Source organism: Marinobacter alkaliphilus (assembly GCF_055394375.1).
In genome coordinates, this window is sequence record NZ_AP043751.1 from 2,985,280 (window position 1) to 3,008,143 (window position 22,864).

At 56.7% G+C, this 22,864-nt stretch carries 15 protein-coding genes; 6 read left to right on the forward strand and 9 right to left on the reverse strand.

The genetic code is table 11. The features are described from left to right. The first annotated feature begins 174 nt into the window (after positions 1–174). Complete coding sequence (locus tag ACZ5Q2_RS13630) at positions 175–1,593, forward strand: TrkH family potassium uptake protein (protein WP_342632483.1); 1,419 nt, start codon at positions 175–177, stop codon at positions 1,591–1,593. 6 nt (positions 1,594–1,599) lie between these two features. Here ACZ5Q2_RS13630 and glgP (ACZ5Q2_RS13635) read toward each other — a convergent pair whose 3' ends face one another. The 6 genes from glgP (ACZ5Q2_RS13635) to glgC all read right to left on the reverse strand — a co-directional run bounded on the left by glgP (ACZ5Q2_RS13635) (position 1,600) and on the right by glgC (position 9,858). After that, on the reverse strand, positions 1,600–4,104 hold the full coding sequence (glgP, locus tag ACZ5Q2_RS13635) for an alpha-glucan family phosphorylase (RefSeq protein WP_342632482.1): 2,505 nt from the start codon (positions 4,102–4,104) through the stop codon (positions 1,600–1,602). Positions 4,105–4,119: 15 nt separating this feature from the next. Then, positions 4,120–4,890: an SDR family NAD(P)-dependent oxidoreductase gene (locus tag ACZ5Q2_RS13640; RefSeq protein WP_342632481.1), complete on the reverse strand. Its 771-nt coding sequence runs from the start codon at positions 4,888–4,890 to the stop codon at positions 4,120–4,122. Positions 4,891–4,939: 49 nt separating this feature from the next. Then, a complete protein-coding gene (locus ACZ5Q2_RS13645) occupies positions 4,940–5,281 on the reverse strand; it encodes a PilZ domain-containing protein (protein ID WP_061332924.1) in 342 nt (113 codons plus the stop codon). A 122-nt stretch (positions 5,282–5,403) separates the two neighbouring features. Beyond that, the gene (gene malQ, locus ACZ5Q2_RS13650; protein ID WP_432209970.1) at positions 5,404–6,879 is read right to left on the reverse strand and encodes a 4-alpha-glucanotransferase; all 1,476 of its coding nucleotides are present in this window, start codon (positions 6,877–6,879) and stop codon (positions 5,404–5,406) included. Then, positions 6,876–8,603, reverse strand: coding sequence for a glycoside hydrolase (locus ACZ5Q2_RS13655; protein ID WP_432209969.1), 1,728 nt, complete (start codon positions 8,601–8,603; stop codon positions 6,876–6,878). Before ACZ5Q2_RS13655 ends, malQ begins: the two co-directional genes overlap by 4 nt. After that, the gene (gene glgC, locus ACZ5Q2_RS13660; protein WP_432209968.1) at positions 8,593–9,858 is read right to left on the reverse strand and encodes a glucose-1-phosphate adenylyltransferase; all 1,266 of its coding nucleotides are present in this window, start codon (positions 9,856–9,858) and stop codon (positions 8,593–8,595) included. The genes ACZ5Q2_RS13655 and glgC overlap by 11 nt, the downstream gene beginning before the upstream one ends. A 205-nt stretch (positions 9,859–10,063) precedes the next feature. Here glgC and glgB point away from each other — a divergent pair, with 205 nt between their 5' ends. From glgB to glgP (ACZ5Q2_RS13675), 3 genes are read left to right on the forward strand one after another with little or no spacing between them, the layout of a single operon-like run. After that, positions 10,064–11,953, forward strand: a complete 1,890-nt coding sequence (glgB, locus tag ACZ5Q2_RS13665) for a 1,4-alpha-glucan branching protein GlgB (protein ID WP_432209967.1) — start codon at positions 10,064–10,066, stop codon at positions 11,951–11,953. Next, positions 11,950–13,416 carry a glycogen synthase GlgA gene (gene glgA / locus ACZ5Q2_RS13670; RefSeq protein WP_432209966.1) on the forward strand — a complete coding sequence of 489 codons (1,467 nt, stop codon included), beginning with the start codon at positions 11,950–11,952 and terminating at the stop codon, positions 13,414–13,416. The genes glgB and glgA overlap by 4 nt, the downstream gene beginning before the upstream one ends. Positions 13,417–13,449: 33 nt before the next feature. Then, positions 13,450–16,002 (forward strand): alpha-glucan family phosphorylase, encoded by a 2,553-nt coding sequence (gene glgP, locus ACZ5Q2_RS13675; protein ID WP_432209965.1) that lies wholly within the window; start codon positions 13,450–13,452, stop codon positions 16,000–16,002. Between the two features lies 1 nt (position 16,003). On the opposite strand, the gene ACZ5Q2_RS13680 is transcribed toward glgP (ACZ5Q2_RS13675), so the two are convergent. Beyond that, positions 16,004–17,209, reverse strand: a complete 1,206-nt coding sequence (locus tag ACZ5Q2_RS13680) for a 1-acyl-sn-glycerol-3-phosphate acyltransferase (protein ID WP_061332918.1) — start codon at positions 17,207–17,209, stop codon at positions 16,004–16,006. A 170-nt stretch (positions 17,210–17,379) separates the two neighbouring features. On the opposite strand from ACZ5Q2_RS13680, the gene recQ reads away from it, so the two are divergent. Beyond that, the gene (gene recQ, locus ACZ5Q2_RS13685) at positions 17,380–19,251 is read left to right on the forward strand and encodes a DNA helicase RecQ (RefSeq protein WP_432209964.1); all 1,872 of its coding nucleotides are present in this window, start codon (positions 17,380–17,382) and stop codon (positions 19,249–19,251) included. Here recQ and ACZ5Q2_RS13690 read toward each other — a convergent pair. After that, positions 19,242–19,796, reverse strand: coding sequence for a PaaI family thioesterase (locus tag ACZ5Q2_RS13690; RefSeq protein ID WP_061332915.1), 555 nt, complete (start codon positions 19,794–19,796; stop codon positions 19,242–19,244). The genes recQ and ACZ5Q2_RS13690 overlap by 10 nt on opposite strands. Positions 19,797–20,026: 230 nt before the next feature. Here ACZ5Q2_RS13690 and ACZ5Q2_RS13695 point away from each other — a divergent pair, with 230 nt between their 5' ends. Beyond that, on the forward strand, positions 20,027–20,878 hold the full coding sequence (locus ACZ5Q2_RS13695; RefSeq protein WP_138437442.1) for a type 2 periplasmic-binding domain-containing protein: 852 nt from the start codon (positions 20,027–20,029) through the stop codon (positions 20,876–20,878). A 38-nt stretch (positions 20,879–20,916) separates the two neighbouring features. Here ACZ5Q2_RS13695 and ACZ5Q2_RS13700 read toward each other — a convergent pair whose 3' ends face one another. After that, positions 20,917–22,743: a methyl-accepting chemotaxis protein gene (locus ACZ5Q2_RS13700; protein ID WP_230715320.1), complete on the reverse strand. Its 1,827-nt coding sequence runs from the start codon at positions 22,741–22,743 to the stop codon at positions 20,917–20,919. Positions 22,744–22,864: the final 121 nt, after the last annotated feature.

Consider the following 22,864-nt stretch of genomic DNA (forward strand, 5'->3'; position numbering starts at 1 on the left):
CGGTTCCGAATTTACGTGGCTTTTACAGGGATTTAATTTGGCGTTAATGGCCCGTGCGTCCGCCTGTTTCCTTGCGGAAGCCCGGTACCGCGGGTATCCTGACGCCGTCTCTTTGTCAGCTGGCGCGGGCGCACCTTGAGAAACCTTTACCCTGTCATTTTTATTATCAGTGTCATGTTTATACTGCTTAGTGTTTTCATGACCTTACCGGTTGTACTTCTCGCTCTTGCGGGGGAAGACGTACCAAACGCGGTGGCCTTCGCCGAGTCGGCCGGTATCGTATTCGCGCTTGGTGCTGTAGGCGTGTTGTCGATGTATCGGCAACCCAGGGATCTCAAGCCCCGCTACATGTTTGTGCTTACCGTTTCCAGCTGGTTTATCATCGCCCTGCTCTCCTCAATTCCCTTTTACCTCAGCGATAACGGGATTTCCGCAGCGGACGCTTTTTTTGAAGGTACTTCCGGCATAACCACAACGGGTGCTACAGCTCTGAGTGGGCTTGATGATATGGATCGGGATCTGCTGCTTTGGCGGTCCATCCTGCAGTGGATTGGTGGTATCGGGATTATCGGTATGTTCGTTGCGGTACTTCCGTTTCTCCGTGTTGGTGGTATGCGACTGTTCGCAACAGAATCTTCCGAATGGACAGACAAAGCCTTGCCTCGAATGAAAACACTCAGTCGTGGCCTTCTGTTTGTTTACGTGATGTTTTCAGTGATAGCGGTGGTTACTTACTGGCTCTCAGGCATGAGCCTGTTTGATGCCTTTAACCACGGGCTGACCAGCATTTCCACCGGTGGTTTCTCCACCTCTGATCTGTCGATGGGCAAGTTCAGCGATCTTATCCTGATGGAAGCCACGTTGTTCATGATCATCGGCAGTTTGCCGTTTTTTCTGTTCGTGCGGGAATTGCACGGGCAACACGGTGTGCTGTTTAGAGACCAGCAGGTCCGACTGTTCCTGACCATTCTTTTCACGGTGCCCGCGCTGCTGACGCTCTACCGCTGGTGGGTTTCGCCGATTCCGTTTGATCCCTTACACAATTACGTAGCGACGTTGTTCAACGTTACGTCTGTGGTGACCACTACCGGCTATGCCTCAGAAGACTACGCCGCCTGGGGGCCGCTGGCCTTTGTGGTGTTCTTCTTTCTGATGTTTGTAGGCGGCTGTTCCGGCTCAACCTCTGGCGGCATGAAGATTTTCCGTTTCCAACTGTCGTTGATCATTCTTCGGGAGCAACTGATGCGGCTGCTTCACCCGAGGGCGGTCTTTACCAGAAACTACAACGGGCGGGCGGTCAGCGATGAGATTATTTCATCTATGATCGCCTACACCTTCATCTTCCTGCTGTGCCTGTTGATTATTACGGTGCTGCTGGCGTCACTTCAGCTCGATTTCGTGACAGCCCTGTCTGGCGCCCTCACCTCTTTGACGAACGTCGGCCCAGGGCTGGGCGACATCATTGGTCCCTCGGGTAACTTCGCTCCCCTGCCGGATGCCGCCAAGTGGATCCTGTCGGTGGGTATGCTGATGGGCCGATTGGAAATTCTCAGTGTGGTGATCGTACTTTCACCCGGGTTCTGGCGCGGCTAACATCGATTAGCGATACCAGAGCACGTGCTGATCTTCCAGCGGGATATGAAGCAGCGGGTGGTTTGGGCGAATCCGTGGGGTGTAATGATCGTCCGGCCGGTCTGGTACCGATACCGAAAACAGGTAGCTGTCTTCCGCACCGGGCAGGCTTCGTTCAAGCGTCATGGGCTGAACAATGCGCCCACCGTATTCCGAAGCCTCAGCTACCAGCTCTATCTCTACCTTTTCTGGGCTTAGTCCGTCCAGGTACACATCCAGGGTAAACACCCGCGTACCGTCTTCCTGCTGGCTGGTGAGTCTTCCAAACCGCAATCTTGGCCAATGCTGGGCAATTTGTTGCTGCCATTGAAGCAATTGTCTGGCAGTTTCAGGGTTCCTCTGATTGCCCTTGGCAATCATCGGCAGGTAGAAAGCATCAACGTATTCCCGAACCATGCGATTGGCGGAATAACTGGCCGTTAACTGGTCCATGCTGGCTCGCACCCGTTGTAACCATCTCGCCGGCAGGCCCTCGCTGTTGAGCTGGTAGAACTCGGGAACCACTTGCTCCTCCAGCAATGCGAAGAGTTCGTCTGCGTCGGCTTCATCGTGCTGGTCGGAATGGCTGAGTTCTTCAAACGTGGCGCCAGGCCGAATGGCCCAGCCCACGTTCTCGTTCCAGGCTTCTGCCCACCAACCATCGTATTGGGACAGGTTCAGGCCACCGTTCACCAGCACCTTCATACCACTGGTTCCACAGGCTTCCCAGGGGTGTCTCGGGCAATTGAGCCACACATCCACGCCCTGAATAAGCTGGTTGGCCACAGCAAGGTCATAGTCCTCAATGAACACTACCCGGCCCTCTGCCTCGGGGCGCCTGGAAAAATCCTTCCAGCGCTTGATAAGTTCTTTTCCGGCTTGATCATGAGGATGGGCTTTTCCTGCCAGAACAATCTGAAGCGGCCTGTCCCGGCAGCAAAGTAATGCCAGCAGTCTTTCCGGGTCTTTGAGCAGGAGATCCGGCCGTTTGTAACTGGTAAAACGTCGGGCGAACCCGAGCGTGAGGGTTTCCGGGTCTAGCAACAGGCCGCACGCGGCCTCGACACTGGAACCGACCTTGTGTTCGCAGTGTTGGCTTCGCAGGCGTTTGCGGAGATAGCTGATCAGCCGTTTGCGCTGGCTCCTGCGCATTTGCCATAGCTCGTCGTCAGTGATGGACTGCAGCGGGCAGGATTGGGTTAGCGGCCGGCGCCACCGCTCCGGGCCGCAAGCCCTGGTCCACAAAGCATCGGATTCCGGTGAGTCCCAGCTGGGAGTGTGCACGCCGTTGGTCACGAATTCGGCCGGGATGTCGTCAGCAGGCCAACGTCCGAACCAGGACTGAAAAATTGCCTGGGTAACCTTGCGGTGGATCTGGCTTACACCGTTAAATCGGCCGCACATGCCAAGCGCTAAGCCGGCCATGTTCAGGTCTCGGCTGCCACCGTTGGCGATTTGAAAGAGGTTTTGCAGTGAATGGTTGTTTTCGGAAAGCCAGGGCGACAGGTAGAGTTCTGCCAGTCCCGGCGCGAATCGATCAAAACCGGCAGCCACCGAAGTATGGGTAGTGAACAGATTGGTGGCACGGGTTGCCAGTCTCGCCGTTGGAAAATCCGATTGGTTTGCCCGCTGCCAGTAATGGGCCCGTTCAATCAATGCCAGCGCGCTGTGCCCCTCGTTGATATGGCATACCCTAGGCTTGCGCTGCAACAGTTCCAGCAATCGCCAACCGCCAATACCGAGCACCATTTCCTGCTGAAGGCGTTTTTCGGGGTCGCCACTATAGAGTTCACTGGTAATGCCCCGGTCACCGGGTTCGTTGCGGGGGTCGTTTGCATCCAGCAGCAGTAATTCGCATCGGCCAACCTGGCCTTTCCACGCCCTTAAACGAACATCCCGTCCCGGGAACGGAACCGTCACCCTTGCCCACTCTCCGCTTGGGTCTCTCACAGGTGCCACCGGCAGCATGGTTGGGTCGTTGTAGGGGTAAAACTCCAGTTGTTCGCCGTCAGCACTCAGGGCCTGGCGAAAATAACCCTGCTGGAACAGCAGGCCGACCGCGATCACCGGCACGCCGAGATCACTGGCGGCTTTGAGGTAATCTCCCGCCAATACGCCAAGGCCGCCGCTGTACAACGGTAACGACTCAGACACACCGTATTCCATACAGAACCACGCAACGCCTTCTCCCAGTTGGCCGTCGCAGGTGTCGGAATACCAGGTATCCGCCGTGTTGAGTGCCTGGTGGTAATTTATCTGGGTCTGGTATACCTCCAGGAAATCCGGATTTTCCGCCAGTGCCAGCAAACGCTCTGAAGACACGCTATTGAGTACCAACCACGCGTTTTGCGTGGACTCCCAGACATCGTCATCCAGCAATCGCCATAGTTGATCACTGCCATGGTGCCAGCTCCAGCGCAAATCCAGCGCCAGCGGAATAAGCCCCGAAAGCTGCGCTGGCAGGGCCCGCATGGTGTATGCAGCGAGCGTCATGATCGTGGCTCGGTGTTAGTGCGCCGTGTAGCCGCCGTCGATAACCAGTTCGCTACCAGTGATGAACTTTGACTCCTCAGACGCCAGGTAAACGATGCCCCAGGCAATGTCGTCCGGCTCACCCATGTGCCCCAGGGGATGCAAGGCGGCAGTCGCCTGCCTTGCTTCTTCCGGGTCCATGCCAGTGGTTTTCAGGTGATTCTCAACCATGGGCGTCCAGATGAATCCGGGGTGGATTGAATTGGCACGAATCCGGTCTGGTGCGTATATCATCGCATCGGTCTTGGTCATCAATCTTACAGCGCCTTTTGACGCGTGGTAAGGCGGCACGTCTGGCGCGCTTACAAGGCCGTAAATGGATGAAAGATTGATCAGGCTGCCGCTACCCGCTTTTTTCATGTGCGGTATCGCGTGCTTCGTGCAGAAGAAAACACCTTTTACATTAACCGCCTGGACCCTGTCCCATTCCTCCTCCGTCAGTTCATGGGTCGGTTTGTTGGTGCCGGATATCCCGGCATTGTTAACCAATACGTCGAGCTTGCCGAATTTTTCTGCAACGCTATCGATAGCCTCTTTTACCTGGGCCTCGTCTGCCACATCACAATGCCAATAGGCCACTTTGTAACCCTTGGCGGCCAGTTCCGTGGCGAGCGCTTTACCGGCCTGGTCAAGAACATCCAGTATGCCAACCGCTGCGCCTTCTTCCACCATACGTTGAACGGCGGCCTTGCCTATTCCAACGGCTCCGCCAGTCACTGCTGCAACCTTGCCTGCCAATCGTGCCATATTATCCATTCCTTCTTGCGGCTATTCTGTTGGTGCGGTCTGTGCCGCCCTAAACCCTGAATCCAGTGAGCAAAGATTGGCTTTGAAGCCACTGGACCAACTCTGCAATCACGTCCACCTCGTTATCCGTTCCATCAAACCCCAAACCAAGCCCGCCGGAAGAGCGGCGAATAACGTGCGCGTTCAGCACCCGGTGGCAATCCTGTCCCTGATCCGGAAGCTTGAAGGCCAGCTGAATGGGCTGGTTCAACCGGATGTCGGCGTAATCAGTCGCCACAAACAATCCTCGCCGGGAGGCGTCCTGGATTTGCCCGGTGGCTACGGGCATTCCCCTTTTGTAAACCAGTATAGGTAATTCACCTTCAATGCGCTGGCTAAGCCGATGCTCCATGATATCCCCCTGCATTTACTCAACGTAAACTACCCTTCGATAAACACACCCGCTCCTTGTATTTAAAACTGGTCAAGGTTTAACCATCTTGACGCTGGTCAATTAATAACCAATCGTCAGTTTTAACGTCCGTAGAGGTTGACCATAGACCGCAGGGAATCAGACCGCGCCAGCGATTCATAGTTCTCTGGCAACTGCCAGATCCAGTTATTGGAGGTTGTGCCGGGTGTGTTGAAGCGGGCACTGGAGTCCAGACCAAGAAGGTCCTGCATGGGAATCATCACCAGCCCCGAGACAGACCCCAGCGCCGCCTGGATAATCTGCCTTGGAATGCTGTCGTCGGTGAGCCGAAGGTACTGGTTTACGTGATCCCGGGTACGTTCATCCAGGCTCTGGTACCAGCCCAGGGTGGTGTCATTGTCGTGGGTACCGGTGTACACCAGGTCATGCTCTTTATGGTTATGAAGTAAGTGAGGGTTGGTTGCGCTGCCATCAAAACCAAACTGCATGACCGTCATGCCGGGCAAGTTAAACCGCTGCCGAAGTGCCTCGACATCGGCCCCGATGATGCCCAGATTCTCCGCAACCAGCGGCAGTTCCGGGAGTTGCTCAAAACACGCTGACAGGAAGGCATCGGCGGGGCCCGCCACCCAGTGTCCGTTCACCGGGCGGGCATCTGCCGCAGGAATTTCCCAGAACGCCTGCAGGCCCCGAAAGTGATCAATCCTGAGCAGGTCGAATTTTTCCTGCTGGCTGGCCAGCCGATCTATCCACCAGCGATAACCATCGGCGGCCATAGCTTGCCAGTCATAGAGTGGATTACCCCAGTGCTGACCATCAGGAGAAAAATAGTCCGGAGGCACTCCGGCGACGACCAGCGGCTGGCCCTGCGCATCCAGCTTGAACATGTCCGGGTGGGCCCAGACATCGGCGCTGTCGTGGGCGACAAAAATGGGGATATCCCCGAACATCAGCACGCCCCGCTCCCGGGCATATTGACGCATTGCCTGCCATTGCAGATGAAAAACAAACTGTTCGAAACAGACCTGTTCAATGGCGTTACCATGCCGGGCCCGGAATGCTTCAAGAGCCAGAGGTTCCCTGCGCCGCAGCGACATTGGCCATTCATACCAGGGAATGCCGCCATGGGCATCCCGGATGGCGATGAACAAGGCAAAGTCATCCAGCCACGCCTTGTGGTCGGACAGGAACTGTCGCCAGGTATCCTGGTTGGTGGTTACGGGTGTTTGGCCGGTGGCCGCTAAAAAACGCCCCGCTGCGATTTCAAGGGCGCGGGCTCTGGTCTCCCGCGCTAGCTCATCGGTACTGAGCAAGTCCAGATAAACAAGCTCCGACAGGTCAATAAACTCAGGGTTGCCGGCGTGGGCGGATAACGACTGGTAAGGGGATAAATCGGAATGGGTAGGTCCTGTTGGCAGGGTTTGCCAAACCGTTATGCCTGCGTCTGCCAAATAGTCGACAAATCGCCGGGCCTGTTGCCCAAGCTTGCCGTCATTTCCTGGCAAGGCAGTTGGATGTAGCAACACACCTGCACGACGACGGGAAAATACCGGTGCGGGAGTCAGTGCTTCACTCATTCCAGCCCCCCGGCCTCATGCCCCGGGCGCATGGCCCCGCCCCGCGCAGGCTCTCCCCCACCCTGGCTGATGGGCTGGAACAGGCGGGCAGGCGCCGGGTAGCCAATGTTGTCGTAGAGGTTGGCCAAATGCCGGCGATAAAGATGTTCAAAATCCCGAACCACCGGAGCCGGGTTGTAGTCACCAAACCACCAGAACCAATCCGACCCCTCACAAAGCCCAAGTTGGTAGCTGGCCTTTTCTTTCTGCTCGGCGGTCAGGCTGCCGTTGTCCATAACACGGTCATAGTGTTGTTTGGCCTCGCAAAGAAGGTCCCACGCTCGGTTCTTGTCCGGGTCACCAATCCAGGTTGAGAAAGTGCCGTAAATCCAGCTTCCGGCCACAAGGTGCGGCAGTTTCACGGGATCGCACACCGGCTCGCTCAGCAGGTTCCGATAGGTAGTCAGCCGCAGGGTTTTATGGTTTTTCAGTACCCGATATAGCTCATCCAGAAAGTAGTAGCCGTTCTCCGGGTAGTACTCCCAGGCGTTCTCACCGTCGAGAATCACAGAAATAACCGGGCAATCCCCTGCCTTGCTGTTACTGGCAATATTCTCCATGTGGTGGACCAGGTCGCCAACGGCGTCTTCCGCGTGCCAATCCGCGTAATTGAAGCCAATCAGGTCCGACAAACCGTCATCGCGGAAAAACACGGTTACCGGTTGTTCTCCGAACAGGAAAGGACGGTGAATAGGAGGCTCCTTGTTCAGCGCCTCTTGTTCTTTCGCCAGGCGAAAGCTGTTGTGACCAACGGAATCGCCGCTCGCGGTCCACTGAAAGCCGTGTTCACCAAGCAAAGCCAGGGTATCCTGGCTCAAGCCACCTTCAGATGCCCAGCAGCCTGCGGCCTGCTCACCAAAGAACCGCTGAAATACCTGCTGCCCCATACGAATGTGCCAGTCTGCCCGGTCCTTGCCGCCGGGATAGGTTGAATGCTCGGGCATACGAATATCCGGCATGGCCTCCCTGGCGGAACCGAAATCCAGTAACAGCGGTACGATAGGGTGAGCCCAGGGGCTCATGGCTAACTCTGCCTGGCCAGTTTGCGAAAGGTGGCGGTACCTGGGTCCAAGCCCTGCCATCAGCTCTTCGATGACGTCCAATAACGCTCTCCGGTCTTCCATGGTGAACTGATGGCTCTTCTCCTGCAGGGTCTGGATCACCGGGTGAGTACGGCGCACGGTTTCTCCCATCCACCCCAGGTGGTACCAAACCAGCAGGTCCACCAGTAATTGCGGTGAGATGTAACGCTGGATATCCGGGCGGGTGCGATAGAAGCGGGCCAGTTCCGACAGCCGTTTATAGGGCGCAAACCGCTTGATGATCCGGTTTTCATTTGCTCTCAGGCATTTTTCCATCAGTTCCAGAAAACCAGGAGAGCCGGGCTCGGGCAAGGAGTCAGCCACCAGTGCTGCCAGCACCGGGTCGCTCACTGCCGTACCGCTGTGTCGCCAGCGCTCAATTTGAACCAGGTATTCTTCTATCTGTTCCAGCAGCACCGGAGCAAAATTCACCACGGCCCTGGCCTCTGGATGGGCCTCCAGGTGCGCTGCCATATCAACATAATCCTTGATGCAATGCAGATAGACCCAGGGGAACAGAAATTCGCCGGTGTGCTGGTCCTGGTACACGGGCTGGTGCATATGCCAGCAAAGCACAACGGGGGTGCGATGGTCAGAGTCCATGGGGGTAATCCTGCCCGAGCATCTCGGGTGTGATCAAAACAACGCCTTTGGGCGAAACATGGAAACGGTTTTCGTCTGCTTTTTTGTCAAACCCAATGCGGGTGCCATCCGGGATTCTGCATCCTCGATCGATGACAGCTTTGCGAATGTGGCAATGGCGGCCGATATCTACATCCGGAAAGATGACAGCGTCCTCAACCGTGGTGAACGAATGAACACGCACCTGTGAAAACAGCAATGAGTGGCGAATTCGGGCCCCGGACACTATGCAGCCTCCGGCCACCATGGAATCAACGGCGGTTCCCCGGCGGTCCTCATCGTCAAATATGAACTTGGCCGGCGGTAACTGCTCCTGATAGGTCCAGATCGGCCAGTGGGCATCGTACAGGTTGAGTTCGGGGCTCACGTCTATCAGCTCAAGGTTCGCTTGCCAGAGTGAATCGATAGTCCCTACGTCACGCCAATAGGCCGGCTTTTTATTGACAGGATCCCGGAACGGAAAGGCATACACATTAAGACGCCGGATGACCGACGGGATGATGTCTTTGCCGAAATCATGTGAAGATTCATTGTTAAGTTGATGATCCCGAAGCAATTCATCAAAGAGAATCCGGGTACTGAATACGTAGATGCCCATGGACGCGAGGGCTTTATCCGGTTGCCCAGGCATAGCCTTCGGCACCGCAGGCTTTTCCTCAAACTCGGTAATCCGTAGTTCATCGTCCACCGACATCACACCGAAGGCGGTGGCGTCTTCAATCGGTACTTCAATACAGCCAACGGTAATGTCTGCCTCATTCTCCACATGAGCGGCCAGCATGGTGCCATAGTCCATTTTGTAAACATGGTCGCCGGCCAGGATCAGCACGTACTCGGGTTCATGGCTGCGAATAATGTCGAGATTCTGCAATACCGCATCCGCAGTGCCCTCATACCAGGAGGTTTCAATGCGCTGTTGGGCGGGAAGCAATTCCACAAACTCATCAAGCTCACCGCGCATGAAGCCCCAGCCCCGCTGTATATGGCGAATCAGGGAATGAGATTTGTACTGAGTAATCACTCCGACCTGGGCGATACCGGAGTTGATGCAATTGGATAACGGGAAGTCAATAATCCTGAACTTGCCGCCGAAGGGCACGGCGGGCTTGGCGCGCCACTTGGTGAGATCATGGAGTCGGGAACCGCGCCCCCCGGCAAGAACCAGAGCGAGAGTTTGCCGTGTAAGACGGCTGACGAAGCGCTTCGCAGTATGCATGACACCTTCCCTGAAAACCTTGGTGGCCTTCCTTCCCTGTTTGTGCAGATGAAGGGAGAGTCGACATCAATTTGACACTGATACTAATATTAGAACACTAGCAGAAGATTATGACGTAATATTGTCTTGGGTCATTTTTTGTACAGGCCCAACGGCGTTCAATAACGGTCATTGTCCTGCCATCCTGATCGGGAATCGAAGGTCTATGGAAAGCCCTGCCTTGAGCGAGTTCGATCTCCACCTGTTTGCCGAAGGTCGCCATTGGCACATTTACAATGTGCTGGGTGCCCACCCTCTCAGGGTCAGCGGGAAAGAAGGCGTGCGTTTTGCCGTCTGGGCACCCAACGCCCGCTCAGTCAGTGTGATTGGAGATTTCAACGGCTGGAATTCGGCCCAGCACGTGATGCGGGCGAACGAGAGCTCGGGAGTCTGGTCGCTGTTTATACCGGGTGTCCAGCCCGGGGCCATATACAAGTTTGCGATCAGCACGGCTCGCGGTGAGATCATCAAAACTGACCCTTATGGTCAGGCTTTTGAGCATCGGCCCTCCAATGCCGCCGTGGTCACCGAGCGAGGCCGATACCCCTGGGGCGATGGTGACTGGCTGGACAAACGAAGCCGTTTTGATTGGCAGCATCGCCCAATCTGTATCTACGAAGTACACCCCGGCTCCTGGCAACACCATGGCTCTGGCCGTTGGCTGACCTATCGCGAGCTGGCCGACCAGCTCGTCCCCTACGTTCTGGAAACCGGTTTCACCCATATCGAGTTGCTACCGATTACCGAGCACCCACTGGATGAGTCGTGGGGTTACCAGACCACAGGCTACTATGCGCCCACCAGCCGCTACGGAAGCCCGGATGATCTGCGTTACCTTATCGACCAATGTCATCAGAACAACATCGGGGTGATACTGGACTGGGTGCCGGGGCATTTTCCCGATGATGATTACGCCCTCGCCCGCTTCGATGGCACCGCACTTTACGAACATGAAGACCCACGCCGTGGTAGGCACCAGGATTGGGGTACCCTGATCTACAATTATGGCCGCCATGAGGTCCGTAATTTCCTGATTGGGAGCGCGCTGTTCTGGCTCGACGCCTTTCATCTGGATGGATTACGGGTGGATGCCGTGGCCTCCATGCTGTACCTGAACTATTCCCGCGACGAAGGTGAATGGCTGCCGAATGACTACGGTGGACATGAGAATCTTGAAGCCATCGAGTTCCTGAAAGACCTCAACCGGGTATGCCAGAGCCGCTTTCCGGGCATCCTGATGATGGCGGAAGAATCCACCTCCTGGCCCCGGGTAACCCGGCCGCCGGAAATTGGCGGGCTTGGTTTCAACCTGAAGTGGAACATGGGCTGGATGCACGACACCCTGCGTTACTTCCAGCAAGATCCGGTGTACCGGCAGTATCACCATGAAAAACTCACGTTCGGCCTTCTTTATGCGTTCTCCGAGAATTTCCTGCTGCCGTTGTCCCATGATGAGGTGGTACACGGTAAGTCCAGCCTGATCCAGAAAATGCCGGGTGATGAATGGCAACAACGGGCCTCATTACGCCTTTTATTCAGTTACATGTACACCTATCCCGGCGCCAAGTTACTGTTTATGGGCGGTGAGTTTGGCCAGCGCCGTGAGTGGAGCGAAAAGCGGGAGCTGGACTGGCACCTGCTTGAACACGACGCGCATCGGGGCATACAAACGCTGGTCAGGGATCTGAACGGTTTGTATCGCCGTGAGCCCGCCCTCCACGGCCGGAACTTCACCGGTGCGGGGTTTGAGTGGATTGATTGCCACGACTCGCCGCAATCGGTGATCAGTTATGTGCGCAAAGGTGGGCAGCAGCAGGAAGTTCTTGTTGTTATCGTCAACTTTACGCCCATCCCGCGCCAACATTATCGAATCGGGGTGCCCAGTGGCGGGGCCTGGCAGGAAATCTTCAATTCCGACTCCACTTATTATGGCGGCAGCAACCTGGGCAACCCTCTCCCATTAATCGCCGATGACCAGCCTTGGATGGCAAGGCCATGCTCTCTGGAGGTAACCCTGCCTCCCCTGGCGCTGATCATTCTGAGGGCCGCACCATGACCCGCATCCTGTTTGCCACAAGCGAGGTCTACCCGCTGGTGAAAACCGGAGGCCTGGCGGATGTTTCCGCAAGCCTGCCCGAGGCCTTGTGCAAGCTTGGTTATGATTGCCAGATACTGTTACCCGGCTATCCTGCTGCCCTGAAAGCGGCCCGAGGGGCAGGTTCGCGCCGCAAAACCCGTTTCCGCTATGGCCAGTATGACGTTGCCTTGTGGCAGACACGTTTACCCGGAACGGCCGTCAGTCTCTGGCTGGTGGACTGCCCGGCGCTGTTTGATCGCCCCGGCGACAGCCCCTACCAGAACGATGATGGTGAAGACTGGTGGGATAATGCTCACCGTTTTCATCTGTTTGGCCGAATCGGTGCCATGATGGCACTGGGGCAGCTTGGGTTGTCCTGGCAACCCGACATTGTGCATTGCAACGATTGGCAGGCAGGGCTGATCCCGGTGTTCCTGGAGAGTGCCCAACACCCGCCCAAGAGCGTGTTTACCATTCATAACCTGGCTTATCAGGGGCTTTTCAGCCACGAAACCTTTCGGGCCCTAAGCCTGCCGGACTTTCTCTGGCGCATGGAGCTGCTTGAATTCCACGGCCAGCTGTCCTTTATCAAAGGCGGCCTGGTGTTCAGTGACGCCATCACCACGGTTAGCCCCGGCTACGCCGAGGAAATCCAGACACCTTGGTTTGGCTACGGACTGGATGGCCTGCTGCGCCATCGTTCCCGCCACCTGCACGGCATTCTCAATGGCATTGACACCCGCGCCTGGGACCCGGAACAGGACCGATGGTTAGACTTCCATTACGGCCCCGGCCACCTGAAAAACAAGGAACAGTGCAAGGCGCGCCTGGCACAGGAGCTCAAGCTTGAGGCCAGTGGTGCTCCTCTGTTTGGTTTTGTGGGTCGCCTGGTGGAACAAAAAGGCCTTGACTGGCTATTGGCCGTCACGGTGCCCCTGCTGGAGCGCGGCTGCCAGTTTGCCATCCTGGGGTCGGGCCAAAGCCACTACCAGGTGCGGCTGCAGGAACTGGCACGGGCATGGCCCGGGCAGCTGTCATTGACCCTGGGCTACAACGAGGGCCTGGCGCACCGCATTACCGCCGGTGCAGACCTGTTTCTCATGCCATCGCGCTTCGAGCCCTGCGGGCTGAACCAGATGTATAGCCTTCGCTATGGCACCGTGCCGGTCGTCCACGGCGTCGGTGGCCTGAACGACACCGTATTCGACCCGTCAGAAGTCACTGCCGACCAAGCCAATGGTTTCGTGTTCCGGGAACCCACACCCGATGCGCTATTCCAGGCGGTCGAGCGTGCCCTGCAAACCCTTGGCACCAGGAAGACATGGCGGCGACTGCAGGAAAACGGAATGAGCGCAGATTATTCCTGGAAACAGCGCGCCAGGGATTACGCAACGCTTTATCAGAACCTGTTGACCGGCAATGGCCGGATACACGATGACTGAGACAGTGCCAGTGGCCGCAAGGAGGTCATGATCATGCACAAGGCAACGGAGTTCCGGCTGGAAGCCCGCCCCCATATTCCGGAGGCTATTGAAGGGCTTGAGGTTCTGGCTAACGATTTGTTCTATAGCTGGGATCATGGGGTACGAAGCCTCTTCGCCCGCATCGATCTTCGATTGTGGCAAAAGGTTGAGCACAACCCGAAACTGTTCCTGCGCCGGGTGTCCCAGACCCGGCTGAATGAGGCATCAGAAGATCGCGCCTTCATGGCGGAATACCGCCGCGTACTGTCCAGTTACGATGCCTACCTTGTATCCGAGCCCGGGGCCGGTGTTCTGGAGGCACTCGACCCAAAGACCAGCCTGGTGGCCTATTTCTGTGCAGAGTTTGGCTTCCATGAAAGCTTTCCGATCTACTCCGGCGGCCTTGGCATTCTGGCGGGCGATCACTGCAAGGCCGCCAGCGATCTGGGTCTGCCGTTCGTGGCCGTTGGCTTGCTGTATCAGCAGGGTTACTTCATCCAGACCATTGATGCCCAGGGTCAGCAAATCGCGCGCTATCAGAGCCATTCCAGTGATGAATTGCCCATTACCCCGGTGGAACGAGACGGAAAGCAGCTGACGGTGTCCGTGCCCTTCCCTGGCCGCGATGTCCACGCGAAAGTCTGGATGGCACGGGTCGGGCATATTCGCCTGTACCTGCTGGATTCCAACACGCCGGACAACAACGCAGACGACCAGGCGCTGACGCTGCAGCTTTACGGTGGCGACTTCAGCATACGCGTAAGTCAGGAGATGCTGCTCGGGATCGGTGGTGTGCGGGTGTTATCTGAACTCGGGATCAAGCCGACAGCCTGGCATATTAACGAAGGCCACGCCGCGTTCCAGATTCTTGAACGGTGCCGCATGGCCATGGCGGAAGGTCTGCCATTCAGTGCGGCGTTGGAAGCCGTTGCAGGTTCAACCCTGTTCACCACCCACACACCCGTACCCGCTGGCCACGACATTTTCCCGCGGGATCTGGTCGCCCATCATCTTGGGGCCTATGTAGAGGATTCAGGGCTGGACTTTGCCGAAGTGTTTGCGCTGGGCTCAAAAAATGGCGACGACAGCTTCAACATGACCAGTCTGGGGTTGCGTGGCTCCCGCTTTCATAATGGCGTCAGCCGAATTCACGGTGGGGTGGCTTCGCACATGGAGGGAGATATCTGGCCCCAGGTGCCAGCCAGGGACAACCCGATCCAGTACATCACCAATGGCGTGCATGTACCAACATTCCTGGCACCGGAGTGGGCGAGTCTGTTCGACATGCACGCCCCAACCTGGAAGAGCGAGTTGCTGAACCCGGACTTCTGGCACTTCATCGACAAGATTCCGGACTATCACTACTGGAGCGTTCACAAGGCGCTTAAACAACAGATGGCCGAATACACCGTGCGTCGGCTCAAGCGCCAGCACAAACGAAACGGCACCGGGCATTCGGTAACCGAGCGCATGGCCCGGCAGCTGGCCTCGCCTGAAAAAGACGCCCTGGTTATCGGCTTTGCCAGGCGCTTCGCCACCTACAAACGGGCCACCCTGATCTTCTCCGACCTGGCCAGGCTGGAACGACTGCTGACCAATCCAGATCACCCCGTGGTGCTGGTGTTCGCGGGCAAGGCCCATCCCCAGGACCAACCCGGCCAGCAACTGATCAAGGTCATCCATGGATTATCCATGCAGCCCTCCCTGATGGGCCACATCATCCTGCTCGAAAACTATGACCAAGCCATGGCCCGACGACTGCTCAGCGGCGTGGATGTCTGGTTGAACACGCCCGAGTACCCGAAAGAGGCCAGCGGTACGTCCGGAGAAAAAGCAGCGCTTAATGGTGCCCTCAACCTCAGTGTTCTGGACGGCTGGTGGGGAGAGGGTTATGACAAAACCAACGGCTGGGCGATTACCCCAAGGGATACCGGGCTGGACCCGGAGTTTCGCAATCGGGAAGAGGCCAGGGACCTGCTCGATCTGCTGGAACAGGACATCATCCCGCTCTACTACAACCGTGCGTCACAGGGCTACTCCAAGGGTTGGGTAACCCGCTCAAAAGCCTCCATGAAGACCATTACGCCGAGATTCAACGCCCAGCGCATGGTAATGGACTACGTTCGCAACTATTACCAGCCCGCCACAGCGCAAGGTAAACGCCTGACTGCCGATGGCTTTAACCTGGCCACCGAGCTGGCAGAGTGGAAGGCACGAGTCAGGGCCGCCTGGGATGGTGTGTCGATTCACGTTCGGGGTTGCGTGGACGACCAGTGTGCCTGGGATGAATCCGTGGAACTGAGCATTGGCGTTAGCCTGAATGGCCTGGCTCCCAGCGATGTTCGGGTTGAATGTCTGGTGACGCCGGAATGTGCGGGTACTCACGCAGAACCCGGGCCAGATCGGTTTTTTCTGGAACCGGATGGCGAAAAAGATGGACAGACCCTGTTCAAAACCCAGGTGCAACCGCCCTACCCTGGGCTGCAAACGCTCCGAGTGCGAATGTACCCATACCATGACGCACTCACCCATCCACTGGAGATGGGCGCCATGCTCTGGGCCTGACTTACTCAGCCGGCGACAGAACCGCCTCGCCGATGTTGTTTGCGGCGAGGGCGTTCACCACCGGGTTGGCGTACACGTCGAGCAGATACGGGCGAATGGCCGCATCGCAGGCCTCCAGCCGCCGCTCCATTTCTGCCTTGGCGGCTTCCAGGTCTGCCGGTGACCAGGTTTCCGCCGTCACAACACTCTCGCTCACGCTGCCCGGTGTCTCGTGAGCTTCCGGGTGAACACCCCGCATCTGGTAAGCCACCAGGTTGGAGGCATGCAAGTGATAATTGGCATGCATTTCATGATCAATCCGCGACGCCAGGGCCTTCGGGTTATCTTCCGCATCGGCGATCGGCGCGCCGAAATGCACATGAACGTGCCCCTTGTATCCGGTCAGGCCTCTCATGATCTGATTTGTATCTTCGCCTTCTGCTTTCTGGTAATTGCCCGTTCTGGCCCTTACCTCCAGTTCCCGGGCTTTGTCCGCATCGCAGGGGTCGTATTCATAGGCGATGGAAACCGGCACGATGTGCAGCCGGTTCATGGCCTCGTCAAACTCCAGCCCGGATTTCTTTCGGCTCATGTAGAACATCTTGATGATGGCTGGGTCTGTCACATCAATGCCGTCTTTGGCGCGGCCTTCGCGCTGGGCAATCCAGATGCTGTGGTTGGTATCAATGCTGTGATTGATGAAGCCGGAGAGGGTCAGGTAGGCATCCCGCATTTCCCGGGGGCTGGTCATGTTGCGGCGCACCACGAAACTCTTGTTCAGCCGCATCATCTCCGCGAATACCCGGTTTGCCAGCAGGTTGTCCCCGATGGCAATACGGGTGGTGTGAAAGCCGTTCTGGAACAGCAGATAGTTCACCACCATCGGGTCAAACACAATATCCCGATGGTTGGAGATAAACAGGTGCGCAGAGTTCTTGCTCAGATTTTCCAGGCCGCTATGAGTCACCCTGGACGTGGTACTTTCAACCAGGTCGCCAACGTAGCCGGACAAGCCGGCCTGCAAGTCATCCACCCGATGGTAGTGGCCGAAATTCCGAACCAGCCAGCGCTTCACAAACATTCTCAGCAGGGCCGGCGCCCACTTGGCCGCAACCGGTGATTTGAACCGGCCAACCATGTCCAGGAAATCCGGGTCGTTAACCAGGCGTTGAATCGCGGGGGCGGTTTCTTCATCCGAATAAGGTCGGATCGCGTCAAATTCCTGCATGCATGCCCTGTTGTTTTTCGAAATGGTTAATCACAGTCTCTGAAGGGGCGCTATTGTATCCTTTCTCTTGTCGCTTTGCCTCCATCCCAAAAGGTGTATTGACCACTCCAGCGGCAGTATCTGGTATCATTTCGCCCCGAACTTCACCCGCCCAAAGGCTGACAACCACCATGTATCCGGACCAGGACTTCGAGCAACTGACCCGCGAACCGCCTTCCTCCGCTAACCGCAGCCCGGAGCAGGTACTGCATGAGGTTTTTGGGTATGAGAGTTTCCGTCTACTACAGGGAGAGATTGTTCAGGAAGTTGTAAATGGTGGCGATGCCCTGGTTCTGATGCCCACCGGCGGTGGTAAATCGCTCTGTTACCAGGTGCCCGCGCTGGTCCGCCCCGGCACGGCCATTGTTATTTCGCCCCTGATCGCGCTGATGCAGGATCAGGTGGCTGCGTTGCGGGAACTCGGTGTGAGAGCGGCATTCCTCAACTCCACCATGGATTATGAGCAGGCCCGTGCCACCGAATACGCCCTGATGACCGGCGAACTGGACTTGCTCTACTGCGCACCGGAACGGCTGATACAGCCTCGTACCATAGAGTTACTTCATAACGCATCGTTGTCGCTATTTGCCATTGACGAAGCCCACTGTGTATCCCAGTGGGGCCATGACTTCCGTTCCGACTACCTTCAGTTAAGCATGCTCGCCCAGGAGTTCCCGGGTGTCCCACGGATAGCCCTGACGGCAACGGCGGATGAGCGAACCCGTAAAGAGATTGCCGAGCGTTTGTCTCTGACCAATGCCCGGCACTTTGTCAGCGGTTTTGATCGCCCAAATATTCAGTATCGTATCACTCCAAAAACAAATGCAAACAAGCAGTTGTTGGATTTTATTAAAGCAGAACATGAAGGTGATTGCGGGATTGTCTATTGCCTGTCCCGCAACAAAGTCGACGCCACCGCCAAGATGCTGGCGGACAAAGGCTACACTGCCCTGCCTTACCACGCTGGGCTGGATGCCACAGCCCGGGCCCGCCATCAGGAACGGTTCCTGCGCGAAGACGGCGTTATCATCGTGGCGACCATTGCTTTCGGGATGGGCATTGATAAACCAGACGTTCGGTTTGTCGCCCACCTGGATTTACCCAAAAGCCTCGAGGCCTATTACCAGGAAACCGGCCGGGCTGGCCGGGACGGCAAGCCGTCCACCGCCTGGATGGTTTACGGCCTGCAGGATGTCATTAAGTTGAGACAGATGCTTGAGGCATCGCAGGGCAACGACCAGTTTAAACGGGTAGAACGCCAGAAGCTCGATGCCATGCTTGGCCTCTGCGAAGTGACCCGCTGCCGCCGCCAGGTACTGTTGCGTTATTTTGGTGATGAACTGGAGCAGCCCTGTGGTAATTGCGATACCTGCCTCACCCCCCCTGAGACCTGGGATGGCACGGTGGCCGTGCAAAAGGCGCTGTCCTGTGTGTATCGTACCGGGCAGCGCTTTGGCGTTAACTACCTGATTGACGTGCTGCGCGGCTCTGAGAACGAACGTATTCTTCAATCTGGACACCAGGCCATTTCCACCTATGGTATTGGTACCGAGTTATCCGCAAACGAGTGGAAATCGGTGTTCCGCCAGCTGGTTGCCAACGGCTACCTGCGGGCAGATCCGGAGGGCTATGGCGCCTTACAGCTCACGGAGCAGTGCCGCCCGCTGCTGAAGGGTGAACAGGCTACCGAGTTACGCAAAGACCCGGTGGCCAAAAAATCCTCGTCGTCCAGATCTGCCGGCAAACGCTCGGGCCCGGCAATAAGGGAGCAGATTACCGACCAGGCCGGCTGGGATGCGTTACGGGCGTGCCGGAAGGAACTGGCAGATAAACAGGGCGTGCCGCCTTACGTGATTTTCCACGACACCACCCTGTTCGATATGCTGGAACGTCGCCCGGAAACCCTGGAGCAACTGGCAGAGGTCAGCGGCGTAGGGGCCGCCAAGCTGGAGAAATATGGCGAGGTCTTCCTGCAAACCCTGCGGGAAATTGCTCAGTCCTGAGGCTTGAAACCCTTCTTGCGCACCCGGTAATGGGCCAGCGAGGTGGCCACGTGGTTACCCTCTTTGTCTTTCAGCTTGCCTTCCAGGGTGAACTTCGCCCGGCCGGTGGCATCGGCGTCCGCCAGAATGGCGGCAACCGCTTCCGGCGCCAGTGAAAACTCTACCGTGACATCCGAATTGGCCGGCTGCAGGAACTCGAGGGTCATCTCCTTGAGGATCGGCGTATAGGCAGGCCCCAAGTCAAACAGCGACAGTACGCCACCGGGAATTTCCGCCACCAGGAAATAGGCACCGGCGTACAGGCTGCCAAAATGATTCTTGTTGCCCTTGAGCTTTATTTTCGCCCGAACATAACCGGGGCGCATCTCTTCGACACTGAAGCCGTTTCGCGGTGCAAAGGGAATGGCGAGTCCAATCAAGCGGTTAACAGTGGCATAGCTGCCGGTTTTCTTAAGCCATGCAACAGGCTGCAGAAGCGTGGCTTTCGGGTCGCTCGCGGTTACCCACTGGCCAGCGGTGCCGATAAGTGTATCAATGAGTGCCATATTCAGGGCTCCAGAGAATGGTTTTTCGGGATCATTACAGCCGAACGCGCGTGCTTCAAGAATCTTTTACAGTATTTTTGAAAGTTATCCGGTTTCAGTAACAGATTCTGTTCTACAGTTAGGGGGCGCGCCACTTAAGGAACAAGGCATTGGTTGCACGAAATCGTTTCATTCATCGTTATCTACCGGGGTTTCTTCTGGTCCTGTGTTTGTCTTTGCCCGCTCCAGCCATGTCGGTCGAACCGGATGACAAGCGCACCTTTATTCTTTGGTACCGGAATTACGATAACCCGGCCATCCGGTCACTGGTGGAACTGGCACTGGCCAAAACGTCGGAATACGGCGACTTCACGGTCGTGCGCAGTGAGGAACTGAGCCAGGGCCGGGTACTGCGAGAGTTGGCCAACAATAATAACCGGCTGGTGGATATTGCCAATGTTGCGACCACCGCTGAACGGGAGGAATTTCTCAATCCTATTCCCTTGCCGGTAGACGGCGGCTTGCTGGGCTTTCGGGTGTGCCTGGTGTTACCAAAGCATCTGCCCCAGTTCGAGGGCATCCAGAACATAGATGACCTGACTTCAAGAAAAATCCGGATTGGCCAGGGCTCTCACTGGCCAGACACGCCGATTCTCGAGGCCAACGGCCTGCAGGTAGTTACGCACACCCGCTATGAAATCCTGTTTGGTATGCTGCGCAATGAACGTTTTGAATGCTTTGCCCGTGGCGTTGGTGAAGTATTGTTTGACCTTGAACACAATCGGGCAGACGATCTGGTCATCGAACCCAACATTCTGTTCGCCTACCACATGCCATCCTATCTTTTTGTCGCTCCAAATGATCAGGAGGCCGCCCATCGGTTACAGCTGGGAATAGAACGCGCCATCAAAGATGGCAGTTTTGCAGTTTACCTGAAGCGATGGTTCGGTCGCGCAGTGACAGAGCTTGGGCTTGAGCAGCGCAAAGTGATAACCCTGGAGAACCCGTACCTCAGCGAGGAATCCATGTATGTGGGGCGGCACACTTTGGAAAACCTGCGTCGCCGGCTCGATTATCTGAGCCAGATTGCCTCACCTGATTGAAAGGTTATGACCCGCTGGCCGTCCATGGCCAGCCTCCGCTATACGCGGAAGCGGGTCACTTTTTCATTCAATGTTCTGCCAATGGTTTCAATGTGCCCGCTGTACACATCGTTTTCACTGGCGGCTTTGGCTGCTTCCTGGCCCTGGTCCGCAATCCGGGTGATGGAGGCATTCAGCTCTTCGGTAACCGAGGTTTGCTCCTCAGACGCTGTGGCAATCTGAGACGTCATCTGGCTGATGGCGGTGATGGCCTCGGCAATCCGGTTCAGGGATTCCATGGCGTCCTGGGCTTTTTCCATACTGACGTTAGACACCGCCGTTGACGCCTTCATCACTTCCACCGCATCGCCGGCGCCTTTCTGCAGACGCTCGATCATGTTATTGATTTCCTCAGTGGAAGACTGGGTCCTCTGGGCCAGGTTGCGTACTTCGTCTGCCACCACCGCAAAGCCACGTCCTGCTTCCCCTGCCCTTGCGGCCTCGATTGCGGCGTTCAGTGCCAGCAGGTTGGTCTGTTCTGCTATGCCCTGAATAACCTCCAGCACCGTGGTGATGGACGACACATCCTTACCCAGCGTGTCGATGACTTCAGCAGCTGCATTAACCTCATTGGAAAGCTTTTGCACCGCATCCCTCGACGCAGTCACCGTCAGCAACGACTCGCGACTCTCCTGATCGGCATTCTCAGCCGCTTCCGCTGTTTGCTGTGCGTTCTGGGCAATCTCCCCGGCAGCAGCAGACATTTCGTTGATGGCCGTAGCAATCATGTCAATCTCGCTCTGCTGGCTCTCAACGCTCGAACGGCTGGTACTGGAGGTGTTGCGCAAGGCGGTCACATTCTCATCCAGGTCATCACTACCCTCTTTGACTTCCCGGACAACCTGCTGAATGTTCTCCACAAATCGGTTAAAACTTTGCGCCAGTGCGCCAAATTCGTCCGAAGCGGAATCGTCCAGTCGGCGGGTAAGATCTGCATCACCCGAAGCAATACTGGACATCGCACTGTTCAGGCGGCGCACCGGCACCATCAGCAATCGTATTCCGAAATACAGCGCCACCAGGGCAACTATCAAACCCACAGCGGCAATGACAAGGCCGCCCACCCGGGCCTCAACAATCGGAGCGTTGATCAGGTCCTCGTTAACAAACGTCACCAGGTACCACTCCACAGCCCGGGCATCGGCTATCGGATGAAAACTGACACTCCAGCGGGCGCCGTCCATCTCAAATGTATGCTGGCTGCCATCAAGAGCGGGCCGCTGACCGATAATGTCCGAAATGTTGTTTCTGACCACCTCTGAGTCCGGGTAGAAGAGCACAGTGCCCTTCTCGTTTACCAAGGCGGCGAACCCGGTATCGGCCAGGGTGATCGTAGACAACATTCGGTCAATCGTGCCAAGCCCGATATCCATGCCGGCTGCTCCTTTATATAAACCGGACTTGATCGGGGCCATGGCGGAGATAATGGTCGCGCCAGTGCTGGCATCCTGATAGGGCTCAGTGAATGATGAACGCCCTAACCGCTGGGCTCCCTGGAACCAGGGGCGGGTGCGGGGGTCGTAGTCAGGTGGCAGTGTCGCTTCCACCTCTGGGCTCCGCATTAGCATCCGGCCGTCCTCGGTGCCGGCATAGACATCCATAATATTGCCGCCGCGCGTCATCGCTTCCATCAGGGTACGGGCCATATTGTCGGTGCGGATGCCCTCAAGGGCGCTGGCCGTCGCCTCAGCCATGTCCAGGCGAGTGTTGAGCCAATCGGAAATACTGGACGTACTCTGCTCTACCGCGTCGGCCATAAGCGCGTCAACATAACGATCCGTCGTTGATCTGAGCCTGATATCCGTTGCCACTGTCAACGCAGCCATCAGCATTATGATGAGAGCACCTACGGCAACGAGCAGTTTCTGAGAAAATGAGAATTGCAAGGGGAATCCCTCCGATAAGACTGAGGTTGTTTCGATCAGCTTCTCATCAATTATAGATGTG